Here is a 13,896-nt window from a genome sequence, read left to right as displayed (position 1 = left end):
TTCCTTAAAGCCGGAGAACAACGGTTTGCCCTGGCCCAACAGCACGGGGTGAACCGCCAAACGGTATACATCTATCAATCCCAGCTCAATGAATGTGGCAACCAGCTTTCCACCGCCATACAGCCAGATGTTTTTACCGGGTTGCTGTTTAATGGCTGCCACCTGCTCCGCGATGTTGCCATGTATGTAAGTTGCCTTTGCATCTTCTTTAGGCTGGTGCGAGAATACGTACTTCTTTTTGCTGTGCAGCGCATCCCATACCTTTTTTTCCGCATCGCTTATATCGTTGCCCGGCTGGTATTGTCCCCACAGCTCATAGCTTACGCGCCCGTAAAAAATGGTGTCTATGTCAGCCAGGAAAGCGTCAAACCCGATATCCCCATCCATAATACACCAGTCAATTTCCCCGTTAGGGCCTTCAATAAAACCGTCTACGGTAACTGCTAAGTCAAGGATAATTTTTTTCATGGCTACAGTATTTATACGTGATGAAGGAAAGTTAGCTACTTGTTGCTGTTTTAACAAACCGGGTGTCACAAAATAAACGGGTGAGCTGTCTTATTTTTATACCAATAAGGAACAATCATGGACCAGCACTCGGAAACTTTTCTTGAATACAGGACATTGCTGTTTTCCATTGCCTATAACATGCTGGGCAATGTAGATGCAGCAGAAGATATTGTGCAGGACACTTTCCTGAAATGGATGGAAATGCCGGTGGAAAATGTACAGCACCGCAAGGCGTACCTGGTGAAGATGGTAACCAACAAATGCATTAATTACCTGCACAGCGCGCGTTTACAGCGCGAAGCGTACATTGGCATATGGCTGCCGGAGCCCCTGCAGGAGCGCGCAGCCAACCCGTACCGGCAGGTGGAGATGTACCATGCCCTGTCTATCGGTATGATGGTGCTGCTTGAAAAGCTAACACCGCAGGAACGGGCCATCTTTTTGCTGAAAGAAGTATTTTCCTATGACTACTATGAGCTGGCCGGGATATTTGATAAGTCGGAAGATAACTGCCGGCAGATACTGAAACGGGCCAAAGCCAACCTGGGTAAGGATGCCCGGCGTTTTGAGGTTGACATTAAAACGCATGAAAAAATACTGCAGCAATTTCTGCTGGCCGCTACGGAGGGGAATGTGGATGCGCTGGTGCAGCTCCTGAAAGAAGATATTACCCTGTTTGCCGATGGCGGCGGCACGGTTACTGCCGTTAACCGCAAACGGCTTACAGCGCCCCGGCGCCCTGTTCACGGCCAGGATAATGTGATCCGGCTGCTGAAAAACGTTGTGCCGGTATACTACAGCAATATGCCGGACATTGTACGAGAAATTACCCTGGTTAATGGCCTGCCTTCTGTTATATCCTGGTCGGGCGTAACAGCGGTAAGCATTGTATCTATTGAGCTGGAAGGCGCGCAGATCAGGAATATCTATATACAAACCAACCCCGGTAAGCTGAAACGTTTTAATAAGCCGTCACAGTAAAACCAGCTGCGTTGTCTTATGTATATACCTGTTCATTTAAAACAGTATATATCATGAAAAAGGACAACATCATTTATTGGACTACCACCGGCATTGTATGTGCCGTAATGGTGTACAGCGTTATTAACTTTAATCTCAAAAATCCCATAGGCCCCGAAGTGTACCGTACGGAAGGCCCGTTCCAGCACCTGCACCTGCCGGACTATATGCGCATTGAGCTGAGTATTGCCAAGGCTTTGGGAGTGCTGGCTTTGTTAATTCCCGGTGTGCCCGGTAAAATAAAGGAGTTTGCCTATGCCGGTTTTGCCATCACCCTGGTGTCTGCCGCCATTGCGCATTTTTCCGTAGGCGACGGCCCCGTTTTTATTATTGATCCGCTATTGTTCCTGTGTGTGCTTGTGGTTTCGTATGTATATTATAACCGGCGTTTGCAAACGGCAAAAGCGCGGGCAGGCCGGCAATCGGTAATGGCGTAAAAGGTTACGGCTTTTTATGCAGCTGCTCCCGGAACGTTTTAGGCGTTTGCCGGCTGCGCGATTTGAATACCGTGGAAAAATAAGCCGGCGATGAAAAGCCGCAGGCATAGGCTATCTCCGCAACAGACAGCTGGGTGTTCAGCAGCAGGTACTTGGCCTTTTTTACCCGTGTGTCCAGTATGTAATCATTCACATTGCAGCTGAGCAGCTGCTTTACCCTGCGGTACAGCTGCATTTTGGAAACAGACAGGCGCTGGCAAATATCATCTACCCCAAACTGGTCGTTGCCCAGGTTATCTTCCACAATAGCGGTGAAATCATTAATAAAGCGCCGGTCAGTTTTGTTCGACTGGTCGGCATGTACACGGGTGGCCGGCTCCGCTATGTAATGGTCTTTCAGCAGCGCGCGGTTGTTCAGCAGGCTGCTGATGCTTTCGGCCAGGTACTGCAGGTTAAAGGGCTTGCTGATATAAGCATCTGCATTGTGCTGCAGTCCTTTAATGCGCTGCTCCTCACTGCTGTTGGCGCTGAGCAGTATAACCGGTATATGGGAGGTGCGGATGTCTTTTTTAAGCGTTTCCAGCACCTGTATGCCATCCATGCCCGGCATCATAATATCGCAGAGTATCAGGTCGGGTATGTGGCGGAAGGCCAGCTGCAGCCCGTCGGCGCCGTTGCGTGCGTGAAAAACTTCGTATAGGCCGCCCAGGTAGTCCGATAAAAAGCTGTTCAGGTCCGGGTGGTCCTCAATGATCAGCAGGGAGTGCGGGTGCTCCGCAACAGCGGCGGCGGGCATCAGCGGCTGCTCTTCAGGCACCTCCAGGTAATTGAACAGCGAGTGGTTCAGCACATTCATGCTTTCCGCTTCCTGTTGTATCTCTTCCGGCGCAAAAGGGGTGGGGCTGGCCGGCAGTGTAATGGTAAACGTAGTGCCGGCGCCTTTTGCGCTTTTTACGCTAATGGAGCCATGGTGCAGGGATATGATCTCGCGGCTCAGGGCCAGGCCAATGCCGGTGCCTTTGTGCGCGGTTTCACGGCTCTGGTAAAACAGCTCAAAGGCATGGGCCAGCGTGCCTTCATCCATGCCGGCGCCGTTATCTTCAATATGAATAACCACTTCATCGGTTTGGGCCGGCTTTTCCAGGTAAATATGCACCTTGCCGTAGTCGCCGGTAAATTTAAAGGCATTGGAAAGCAGGTTGTATAATACCCGGTCAAACAGCTGCTGGTCAAACCAGGCTTTAATATCCGGCTGCCGGCATATGAGGCGGAAGTCAATGTGTTTTTTTACCGCAATGCTTTTGTAGGCCTCCATAATATCTGTCATGAAAACCTGCAGGTCCTGCTCTGTTACCTTCAGCGGCAGCTTGCCGCTTTCAATGCGGCGAAATTCCAGCAGCTGGTTCACCAGCCGCATCAGGCGAATTACATTGCGGTGCATCAGCTCCAGCTGGTGCTTTTGCGTGGAGGAAAGCTGCCGGCTGTCCATCAGGTTTTCCAGCGGCGCCTGTATGAGCGTTAGCGGGGTGCGGAACTCGTGCGATACGTTGGTAAAGAAAGCAAATTTTGCTTCGGTGGCTTCCTGCGCTTTGGCCGTCATTTCCACCAGGCGGTCGCGCTGCTGCAATATTTCATCGCGCTGCTGCTTCAGCTGCCGGTTAATGCGCCGGTTGGTGCGCAGTATAAAAAACAGCACAATGCCCAGTAAAAAAGCAATGCACAGGGTAGTGGCCACAATGCGCAAAAGGTGCAGCTGGTCCTGGTACAGCGAGCGTTGTTCCTGCAGCAGCGACTGCTGGTTCTCTATTTCCTGGTGCTGCGCCTGTATCTTGTCTATCTGCAGGCGCATGAGCTTTACATTGCTGCTGTCTATCAGTACGGTTTGCAGCAGGGTGTTGCGGGGCACTTTTTTGCCGGCCAAAATATCAGCCGCCATGCTGATGGCTTCCTTGCCGCCGCTGGGGTACAGCAGGGAGGCGCTGAGCACCCCGCGCGATACCAGGTCAATGCCTGCATCCGGGTAAGGCGATGCATCTACCCCAATAAAGCGGGTATGCTGCATGCCCCTGGCCCGGCAATAGCGGTACATGCTGTAGGCCATTACGTCGTTCTGCGCAAATATCACATCGGCCTGCCGTATGGCCGAATCGTGCTGCGCGGCGGCCGCCTGTGTTTTATCCGCCACCCAGCTGCCTTCCAGCGTAGCTATCAGCTGCAGCCCCGGGTAATGTACCAGCGCATCATGAAAGCCCTGGTGCCTTTCTACAGTAGGCGATGAGCCGCGCAGCCCCGTTACCTCTATAATGCGGCCGCGCCCACCCAGCTGGCCGGCAATATATTCCGCGGCCAGCTTGCCTATGTTATAATTATCCCCGCCAATGTAAGCGGTAAAGGAATCAGTGGCTGCCTTGCGGTCCAGTATAATAACCGGTATGCCTTTGCGGTACACTTCCGCTATTACGGGCGCCAGGGGCTGGGCTTCATTGGGCGATACCAATAGTATATCTATCTTCCCCGCCAGCAGCTCGCGGATCTGCTGCACCTGCCGTTTACTGTCGCTCTCCGCATCTTTATATAACAGCTGCATTTCCGGGTGGTAGAAAAGCTCCCTTTTCATTTCCGTCAGCATGTTCCGGCGCCAGTCGTCGTTACCGGTGCATTGTGAAAACCCGATGCGGTATTTAGGCGCTGTTTCCTGCCGGCAGCCGGTCGCCCATAAGCATCCCCATAAACAGCAAAAAAGCAGTAATCTTTTAAACATGACAAATAACGTGGCGGCGATTTAAGATGGCAATCAGGTGATAAATTCTAAAAACAATGATACAAAATTGAAAATCTATTGCGGATAATATTTTCCGGAAAATTCATAAAGTGTTGATTAACAATTTAAACACACTTAAATAGAGGACGTTACTATTTTGAAAGTATTGGAGGCGATCCTGTAATGCCGCCGCCTGCGAAAAGGGCTAGGTTTGACGCCGTAACCAAACTACGTGATGGTTCCATCCACCTTAAAAAATAAAAACTGATCTGAAGGATGCGTAACAACATTGTTTTTTTCTGGGCTTTTGTAGTAGCGCTGGGCGGTTTCTTGTTCGGCTTTGATACGGCAGTTATTTCCGGTGCGGAGCAGGATATTCAGCAGTACTGGCATTTAACGGCCATGCAGCACGGCTTTACGGTTTCCATTGCATTAATAGGTACGGTGCTGGGGGCCCTGGGAGGCAGCCTGCCGTCTGACCGGCTGGGCCGCCGGGCTACCCTGCTGCTGGTAGCGCTGGTGTACCTGGTGTCTGCAGTAGGTACGGCCATGGCAGGTAACTGGTACCTTTTCCTGCTATGCCGTTTTGCAGGCGGGCTGGGGGTAGGCGCTTCCTCTGTAACAGCGCCGGTATATATTTCAGAAATAGCGCCGGCGCAATATCGCGGCCGTATGGTGGCCCTGTTCCAGTTCAACGTGGTATTCGGCATCCTTATCTCTTATTTGTCTAACTACCTCATTGGCGCGCAGGGCGGTGAAAATGCCTGGCGCCTCATGCTGGGCATACAGGCTTTGCCGGCCGGCTTGTTCCTGCTGCTGCTGCGGTGGGTACCCGAAAGCCCGCGCTGGCTGCTGCTGCATGGTAAGAACCAGGCGGCGGCGGTAAAAACCCTGCAGCTCATTAACCCAACCGGTTACCAGGATGATATGAACATCATCCGCCAGGCCCCGCAGCCGTTAAGCGGCGCAGGCGCGGAAAAGCTGTTCTCCGGCAAATACCGCACGCCCATCATGCTGGCAGTATTGTTTGCCATGTTTAACCAGGTGTCCGGCATCAACGCCATTATATATTATGCGCCGCGCATTTTTGAAATGTCGGGGTTAGGCGCAGGTTCCTCCTTGCTGTCTACCGTAGGTATCGGCATCGTGAACTTTGTGTTCACGTTAACCGCAATACGTTTTATTGACCGTATTGGCCGGCGGCAGCTGATGCGCATTGGCACCGTAGGGCTTATCATTACCCTGGGCATGGTGGCTGTTGCCTTTTACCGGCATACCGGCGGCCTGGTGGTGGTATCGTGCCTGTTAATATACATTGCCTTCTTTGCCTTTTCACAGGGCGCGGTTATCTGGGTGTTCATATCCGAGATCTTTCCCAACCAGGTGCGCGCCAAAGGCCAAACCCTGGGCAGCTTCACGCACTGGATCATGGCAGCAATCATTGCCTTTACCTTCCCTTACCTGGCCGCGCACATCGGCGGCGGGCATATCTTCCTTTTCTTTTGTGTGATGATGGTGCTGCAGCTGCTGTTTGTATGGAAATGGATGCCGGAAACCAAAGGCCAAACCCTGGAGCAGATAGAAATGAATATAGTGGTGCACTGATCAACCGGAAAATAATGACATTATGATAAAGCACAACATTGTATGCATTGGAGAAATACTGTGGGATGTACTGCCCGGGAAAGAGCTGCCGGGCGGCGCACCGCTGAATGTGGCCTATCACCTGCAAAAGCTGTCGCAGCAGGTGGCCATGGTATCGGCCATCGGGCAGGATGAAAAGGGCGCCCGTTTGCTGCAGCTTATGGAAAACATGCAGCTTACTACCGCGTATATACAAAAACATACCAGCCATGCTACCGGCGTGGTAAATGCCCGGATGAACGAACAGCAGGATATGCAGTACGACATTCATTATCCCGCGGCCTGGGATCATATTGGCTGGAATGCCGCGCTGGAGGCTTTACTACAGCAGGGTGACGTGCAGTACCTGGTGTTTGGCAGCCTGGCGGCGCGCCATGCCGTATCGCGCCAAACAATGGAAAAGGCGTTACAAACCAACGCTGTAAAGGTGCTGGACATTAACCTGCGCACGCCCTGGTACACGCAGGAAACGCTGGAATGGCTGCTGCAGCATTGCCAGCTGCTGAAGCTGAACGTAGCAGAGCTGGCGCTGATAAGCAGCTGGTACGGCGCCTATGATAATAATGAAGCGCGCATACTGGCCATTGCAAAGCGGTTCAACATCTCTTCCATTATTGTAACGCTGGGCAGCAAAGGCTGCATGGGCTACATAGCGGAACAGTTCTATTATCAGCCCGTACAGCCGGTAACGGTAGCCGATACCATTGGCAGCGGCGATGCCTTCCTGGCCGGTTTCCTGGCCTGCAGCATTAACGGGTGCGCGCCTGCTTACAGCCTGGCTTACGCCAATGCGCTGGGCGCGCTGGTGGCCTCCCGGCCCGGAGGCTGCCCGGATTATGATCCTGCAGAAATAATGGCAATGATACAGCAACCAGCTATCATTCATCACTGATTTAAAAACGCATAGCAAGGGACAATCACAAAACCATCCGTTTCCAATTATTCAAATTCCCATTATGAAAAAGTTGTTTTACCTAGTACCATTGCTGCTGTGGAGCCTTTTAGGCATGGCGCAGCAGCGTACCATTACAGGTACCGTTACCGGCAAACAAGGCGGCACGCCTTTACCTGGCGTAACGGTGCAGGCAGGCAGCCGCAACACCATTACCAACGGCGCCGGCCAGTTTACCATACAGGCGGCGCCGGGCGATGTGCTTAATTTTTCCTACATCGGTATGAAGCCGGTATCGCAGAAAGTAGGAGAAAGCACCACAACGCTTGCCATACAAATGGAAGAAAACGCCACTGACCTGAACCAGGTGATCGTAACCGGTTACCAGACGCAGAAAAAGGCAGATCTTACCGGTGCGGTATCGGTAGTAGATGTAAAAGAGATTAAAGACATACCGGTGGGCAACCCTATGAAAGCCTTACAGGGCCGTGTACCCGGCGTATTTGTTACCACCAGCGGCGATCCTAACAGCAGCGCCACGGTGCGCATAAGAGGCATCGGCACCCTGGGCAATAATGATCCGCTGTACGTGGTAGATGGTATTCCTACCAAAAGAGGCTTGCAGGAGCTGAACCAAAGCGATATTGAATCCATACAGGTGCTCAAGGATGCTTCTGCAGCCACCATCTACGGTTCACGTGCCGCCAACGGCGTTATTATCGTAACCACTAAAAAGGCGCGCAAAGGCTACAGCCGTATTAATGTAGATGCATCTTCCTCCCTGCAGTACTACAATACCAAAATAAAAACGCTGAACACCGACGGCCGCGGCCGCGCCTATTGGCAGGCAGCGGTTAATGACCACGTAGATCCTGACAACAACCAGATATACCAGTACGACTGGAACGGCGACTACAATAACCCGGTGCTGAACAAGATCATATTGCCGGAATACATTGACGCCGCCAAAACCATGCATCCGGCAGATACCTACTGGTATGACCAGATTGCGCAAACCTCCCTGCTGCAAACCTATAATATATCCATTGCCAATGGCAGCGAAAGGGGCAACTCTTATTTTTCCGTGGGCATGTACAACAATAAAGGCATTGTTAAAGCCACCAACCAGCAAAAGATCAATGCCCGCTTTAATACAGATTATTCCTTTTTTAACGGCCGGTTAAAGATCGGGGAGAACCTCTCAGCCGCTTATATTAAAGATGTGCTGATACCTTCATCCGATGTGCTGTTCACCGCGCTGGTACAGCAACCGGTAGTGCCGGTGCATACGGTAGACGGTGGCTGGGGCGGCCCTGCGCCCGGCATGACGGACCGGCAGAACCCTGTGCGCCTGATAGAAGACAACCGCCAGAACAAGAGTAATTTTTACCGCCTGTTCGGCAATGCGTATGCCGACCTCGAAATTATTCCCAACCTGCACCTGAAAAGCAGCTATGGTATTGATTTCAGCGGCACCTACCAGCGCACCCTGCGTAAGTCCTATACCTCCGGTTTCTTATCCGATAAAACAAATTTCTCCCAAACATCGCAGGATTATAACGGCAACTGGGTATGGCAAAACACCCTTACCTACGACCTGCAACGGCAAAAACACCACGTTGATTTCCTGCTGGGCGAAGAGCAGATCAAATATATGGCGCAGAACTTTTACGCCAGCCGCCAGGGATATGCCCTGGAAAATATAGATTACTCCTACCTGGACGCCGGCTCTTCCAACAAGGATAACGGTGGCAACGGCAGCGGTTATACGTTACTGTCTTATTTCGGGAAAGTGAACTATTCCTATGACAATAAGTACCTGGCATCTGTAACCCTGCGCCGCGATGGTTCCTCCCGCTTTGGGTCAGATAACCGATTTGGCATGTTCCCGGCCGTGTCTGTAGGCTGGCGTGTGAGTGAAGAAAAATTCCTGAAAGACAACGCGCCTTTCATCTCTGACTTAAAGCTGCGTTACGGCTGGGGCAAAACCGGCAACCAGGAAATAGCCAACAACGCTACCTACACGCTGTACTCCGCCATTTACGGCATAGATCCTACCTGGGACTTTGACTCCGGCAGCGCTTATGATATTGGCGGCAGCGGCACCGGCCAGCTGCCCTCCGGCTACACGCTGATACAGCAGGGCAATCCCTCCCTGAAATGGGAAAGCACCCTGCAGTCGAACTTTGGCCTTGACTTTGGCCTGTTCGATAACCGTATCAGCGGTTCTGTGGATTATTTCATTAAGAAAACATCCGACATCCTTATCAGGCCCGCTTACCTGGCAGTAATAGGAGAGGGCGGTAACCGGTATGTAAACGGCGCTTCCATGCAAAACAAGGGCCTGGAAGTGCTGCTGTCATACAGCGGCAATATTATGCCCGGCCTGGCAATAACGGTAACCGGTAACGTAGCAACCTACCGCAATAAAATTACGGAGCTGCCGCAGGAAGTGCTTACCTCTTATCCCGGCAACGGGCAGGATAAAACCATCCTGGGCCGTTCCATTAACTCCACCTTTGGCTATGTGGCAGATGGCCTGTTCCGCTCCCAGAAAGAGGTGGACGATTATGCGGATCAGATAGGCAAGGGCCTGGGCCGCATCCGGTTCAAAGACCTGAACAACGATGGTGTAATAGATGATAAGGACCGGGACTACATCGGTAAAGGCGACCCGGATTTTACCTATGGGCTGAACGTATCACTGTCGTACAAGCACTTTGATCTTACATTCTTCCTGCAGGGCGTGCAGGGCATACAGGTGTATAATACCTTCAAAACGTATACAGACTTTTCTTCCATATGGCCGGGCACTAACTGGGGCGCCCGTACGCTGGACGCATGGACGCCGCAAAACCCGGATGCCACTATTCCTGCGCTCACGCTGGTTGACCGTAACAATGAGAACCGCACTTCCACCTACTTCCTGGAGTCCGGCTCTTACATGAAGCTGCGTAACCTGCAGATAGGGTACAGCTTCCAGCACCTGTTCAGCAAGCACCTGCAAAATGCCCGTGTTTATGTGCAGGGCAGCAACCTGCTCACTGTTAAGAGCAAATCATTTACCGCCACTGACCCGGAAAACCCGAACAACGCCTATCCCATACCGGTAATAGGCACTATAGGGTTAAACCTGTCATTCTAAAACATTAAACAAAGCAACATGAAGCGCATTCAATATATAATACTGGCAGGCTGCCTGCTGCTGGGCGCCTGCAGCAAGTTCCTGGATCAGACGCCGCAGGCCGTTATCTCCGGCGATGACCTGAACACGCCGGAAAACCTGGAGAAAATGGTAACGGCCGCTTATGCCGGGTTGGGTAACGATCATTACACCGCACCTTACTCCAGCATGTGGCCTTACGGCAACATCCGCAGCGGCGATGCCTATAAAGGCGGCGACGGCGCCGGCGACATCAGTGATTTTCATTTCTATGAAACCTTTTCCCTGAACCGGGTTGACAATGGCTCTACCGACCTGCTGTGGTTTCGTATATACGTGTGCATAGGCCGTATAAATGACGCATTGGGCCGCCTGAACAACGCTGCAGAAGATGATTTTCCGGGTAAAGTTGCCCGGCAGGCGGAAATGAAATTCCTGCGCGGACACTTTTACTTTCTGCTGAAGATACTCTTCAAGCATATGCCCTACATAGATGAAACCATGCCCAAGGAAAGCTATGATACCATTTCAAACCGGGTATACACCGACCAGGAGCTGTGGGGAAAGATCATATCCGACTTTACTTTTGCCGCTGCCAACCTGCCCGAAACACAGGCTGAAACTGGCCGCCCGGATAAATTTGCCGCCAAGGCCTACCTGGCTAAGGCACTGCTGTATGCGGCTTATAAACAGGATGAGAACAACAACGTAACAGGTATTGATGCTGCAATGCTGCAGCAGGTGAACAGCCTTTGCGATGAGGTGATGGCTTCCGGCAAATACCAGCTGTCGGCAGATTTTGCAGATAATTTCCTGTCTGCCAAAGATAACGGCCCTGAATCTGTTTTTGCTATCCAGTATTCCAAGGACGACGGCACGCCCAAAGGCCGGCTTGATTACGGACATGCGCTGGATTATCCCATGAACCAGGACTTTGGCTGCTGCGGCTTTCATGCTCCCAGCTATAACCTGGTAAATGCGTTCAAAACAGATAACAGCGGCCTGCCCATGTTTACCACGTTCAACAATGTAAACATTGCCAGCGAAAGCGATTTTCATACGCTCACCTTTGATCCGCGTTTAGACCATACCGTAGCTATACCCGGTCATCCGTACAAATACGATCCCGGTTTTATATACCAACGCTCCTGGGCCCGCGCACCGGAGGTGTACGGCGCTTACCTGAGCCTGAAAGAAGCGGTGCTGCCCAATGATCCCGCATTCCAGAAAGTGCCGCCCTTTATGTCAAGCTCCAAGAACTGGGCAATCATCCGCTATGCAGATGTGGTGCTGTTCAAGGCGGAAGCATTAATTGAGCTGGGCCGGCAAAACGAAGCGCTGCCGCTCATTAACAGCATACGGCAAAGAGCTGCCGCCAGCACCAGCCGGTTAAAGCAGGCCGATGGGAGCTTTACCTCCAACTACAAAATAAACACCTACCAGCCGGGCGTAAACTGTACCTGGACACAGGACTTTGCCCGCCAGGCCCTGCGCTGGGAGCGGCGTTTGGAGTTTGCCATGGAAGGTTACCGCTTTTTTGACCTGGTGCGCTGGGGCATAGCAGCTGAATACCTGAACACGTATTTTAACGTGGAAAAAACACGCAGCTCGCACCTGAATGATGCCGTGTTTAAAAAAGGCAGGGACGAATACTTGCCTATACCCCTGAACCAGATTAACTTCAGTAAAGGTTTGTATAAGCAAAACACCGGCTGGTAATACCAGCCGCCGCACGGAAATGTTATTTTTATCAATATCTTATTAGTATGAAGCAAAAACTGTATTCCATGTTGGCAGCCCTTACGCTGCCGCTGCTGCTGCAGGCGCAGGAAAGTACTACGCCCACGCCGCAATGGCGGCCGGTGTACCATTTTACGCCGGCAAAGAACTGGACCAACGATCCTAACGGGCTTATTTACCTGGATGGTGTTTACCACCTGTATTACCAGCATAACCCGTTTGAAAATAAATGGGGACATATGAGCTGGGGCCATGCTACCAGCACCGACCTGGTACACTGGAAACATTTGCCGGTAGCCATTCCTGAAATAGTAAAGCCCGATACCACTACCTGGATATTTTCAGGGTCGGCTGTGCTGGATAAAAACAACAGCAGCGGGTTCGGTAAAAACGGCAAAGCGCCGCTGGTAGCCATTTTTACAGCCGATCAACCCAAACAGCACAAGGAATCGCAGTTCATTGCCTATAGCAACGACGGTGGTCTTACCTACACCAGTTACGCCAGCAACCCGGTGGTGGATATTCACAAAAAAGATTTCCGTGATCCCAGTGTAATATGGCTGGATGACCAGCATAAATGGCTGATGACCGTAGCCGTGCCGGCAGAGCATAAGGTGCAGTTCTACAGCTCCGCTGACCTGAAGCAATGGGAGCTGCTGAGCGAGTTTGGCAACCAGGGCGATACCCGTAAAATATGGGAATGCCCGTCGTTAACGCCGATATACGTGGATGGTGATAAAACAAAAAAGAAATGGCTGCTCATGACATCTTCCGGTAACCCCGATGCTGCCACCGGCATGCAGTATTTTACCGGTGACTTTGACGGCACAAAGTTCACGAATGATAACCCGGCAGATACAAAGCTGTTTGTAGATTACGGCAAAACCTTTTATGCCGCCATTCCTTACAATAACCTGCCCAACAACGGGAAAATGATGATAGGCTGGCTGATGCCTTTTGAAACAGCCACCTATCCGTGGAGAGGGCAAATGTCTATTCCCCGCGATCTGCTGCTGAAAACAACGCCGGCGGGTATACGTTTATACCAGCAGCCGGCAGCAGTGTTAAGCAAATCACTGGATAAGCTGCCTGCTGCCAGCAAGCTGGCACAAAGTGATATAGCCCTTAATAATGAGGAAAAGACACTGAGCACCGGCCGCACATTCAATACCAATGCCACCTGGGTAGATGTTACTTTCACCCCCGGTACCGCTGCGGATTTTGGCCTGAAGCTGGCGCAGCAAAAAAGCGGCAGCACCGAAACAGTGCTGGGTTACAATACACAGCGTAATGAGCTGTACATTGCTAATATGCAAAACGGAACCGTTAAAGGTGATATTGAAAAGGTGCCGGTGCAGCTGCAAGATGGCAAGCTAAGGCTGCAGGTGCTGTTTGATAAATCTTCACTGGAAGTGTTTGTGAATGGCGGGGCACAGGTAATTACCACTTTATTGTTCCCTGATCCGTCAGCTACCGGGCTGGCGCTGTTTGCAAAGGATGGGGATGTGAAGGTGCAGGAGTTGAAGGCGTGGGATTTGGGTAAGTAGTTTTTTTATTGACAGGTATAAGAAAAGAGGCGGCCGCGAAGGGCCGCCTCTTTTCTTAATGTGCGCCCGGTATGATCATAAACTTGGAGGTGCAAGTCCTCTACGGGCCTTGATAGTGGGAACCGTTAGCCAAAGGCAAGGGTGTCCACCGCGAGGTGGAATCTGAAGAAAGCCGGCGGCAA

At 51.6% G+C, this 13,896-nt stretch carries 9 protein-coding genes; 7 read left to right on the top strand and 2 right to left on the bottom strand.

The window, feature by feature from the left end; genetic code table 11:
* The coding region (locus VFS25_RS11880; protein WP_326462364.1) for a dihydrofolate reductase family protein at positions 1-468 on the bottom strand (468 nt) is incomplete at its 3' end.
* A 117-nt stretch (positions 469-585) separates the two neighbouring features.
* Here VFS25_RS11880 and sigJ point away from each other — a divergent pair.
* Complete coding sequence (gene sigJ, locus VFS25_RS11875) at positions 586-1,491, top strand: RNA polymerase sigma factor SigJ (protein ID WP_326462363.1); 906 nt, start codon at positions 586-588, stop codon at positions 1,489-1,491.
* Positions 1,492-1,544: 53 nt separating this feature from the next.
* Positions 1,545-1,967: a DoxX family protein gene (locus VFS25_RS11870; RefSeq protein WP_326462362.1), complete on the top strand. Its 423-nt coding sequence runs from the start codon at positions 1,545-1,547 to the stop codon at positions 1,965-1,967.
* Between the two features lie 4 nt (positions 1,968-1,971).
* Here VFS25_RS11870 and VFS25_RS11865 read toward each other — a convergent pair whose 3' ends face one another.
* Positions 1,972-4,728 carry a substrate-binding domain-containing protein gene (locus VFS25_RS11865; protein WP_326462361.1) on the bottom strand — a complete coding sequence of 919 codons (2,757 nt, stop codon included), beginning with the start codon at positions 4,726-4,728 and terminating at the stop codon, positions 1,972-1,974.
* Positions 4,729-5,004: 276 nt separating this feature from the next.
* Here VFS25_RS11865 and VFS25_RS11860 point away from each other — a divergent pair, with 276 nt between their 5' ends.
* The 5 genes from VFS25_RS11860 to VFS25_RS11840 all read left to right on the top strand — a co-directional run bounded on the left by VFS25_RS11860 (position 5,005) and on the right by VFS25_RS11840 (position 13,714).
* Positions 5,005-6,333, top strand: a complete 1,329-nt coding sequence (locus VFS25_RS11860; RefSeq protein WP_326462360.1) for a sugar porter family MFS transporter — start codon at positions 5,005-5,007, stop codon at positions 6,331-6,333.
* 22 nt (positions 6,334-6,355) lie between these two features.
* A complete protein-coding gene (locus VFS25_RS11855) occupies positions 6,356-7,264 on the top strand; it encodes a carbohydrate kinase (protein ID WP_326462359.1) in 909 nt (302 codons plus the stop codon).
* Positions 7,265-7,328: 64 nt separating this feature from the next.
* Positions 7,329-10,409: a TonB-dependent receptor gene (locus VFS25_RS11850; RefSeq protein ID WP_326462358.1), complete on the top strand. Its 3,081-nt coding sequence runs from the start codon at positions 7,329-7,331 to the stop codon at positions 10,407-10,409.
* Between the two features lie 18 nt (positions 10,410-10,427).
* The gene (locus tag VFS25_RS11845; protein ID WP_326462357.1) at positions 10,428-12,146 is read left to right on the top strand and encodes a RagB/SusD family nutrient uptake outer membrane protein; all 1,719 of its coding nucleotides are present in this window, start codon (positions 10,428-10,430) and stop codon (positions 12,144-12,146) included.
* Positions 12,147-12,193: 47 nt separating this feature from the next.
* Positions 12,194-13,714: a glycoside hydrolase family 32 protein gene (locus VFS25_RS11840; protein ID WP_326462356.1), complete on the top strand. Its 1,521-nt coding sequence runs from the start codon at positions 12,194-12,196 to the stop codon at positions 13,712-13,714.
* Positions 13,715-13,896 lie beyond the last annotated feature (182 nt).

This window comes from Chitinophaga sp., from assembly GCF_035761305.1.
Taxonomy (GTDB): Bacteria; Bacteroidota; Bacteroidia; order Chitinophagales; family Chitinophagaceae; genus Chitinophaga.
The sequence above is the reverse complement of the archived record's forward strand: the minus strand, read 5'-3'. Positions and strand labels throughout refer to the sequence as shown.

Bases quoted from the DNA above. Each gene is read 5' to 3' on its own strand.
- sigJ (WP_326462363.1), top strand. From the start codon at position 586: ATGGACCAGCACTCGGAAACTTTTCTTGAATACAGGACATTGCTGTTT.
- VFS25_RS11870 (WP_326462362.1), top strand. From the start codon at position 1,545: ATGAAAAAGGACAACATCATTTATTGGACTACCACCGGCATTGTATGT.
- VFS25_RS11865 (WP_326462361.1), bottom strand. From the start codon at position 4,728: ATGTTTAAAAGATTACTGCTTTTTTGCTGTTTATGGGGATGCTTATGG.
- VFS25_RS11860 (WP_326462360.1), top strand. From the start codon at position 5,005: ATGCGTAACAACATTGTTTTTTTCTGGGCTTTTGTAGTAGCGCTGGGC.
- VFS25_RS11855 (WP_326462359.1), top strand. From the start codon at position 6,356: ATGATAAAGCACAACATTGTATGCATTGGAGAAATACTGTGGGATGTA.
- VFS25_RS11850 (WP_326462358.1), top strand. From the start codon at position 7,329: ATGAAAAAGTTGTTTTACCTAGTACCATTGCTGCTGTGGAGCCTTTTA.
- VFS25_RS11845 (WP_326462357.1), top strand. From the start codon at position 10,428: ATGAAGCGCATTCAATATATAATACTGGCAGGCTGCCTGCTGCTGGGC.
- VFS25_RS11840 (WP_326462356.1), top strand. From the start codon at position 12,194: ATGAAGCAAAAACTGTATTCCATGTTGGCAGCCCTTACGCTGCCGCTG.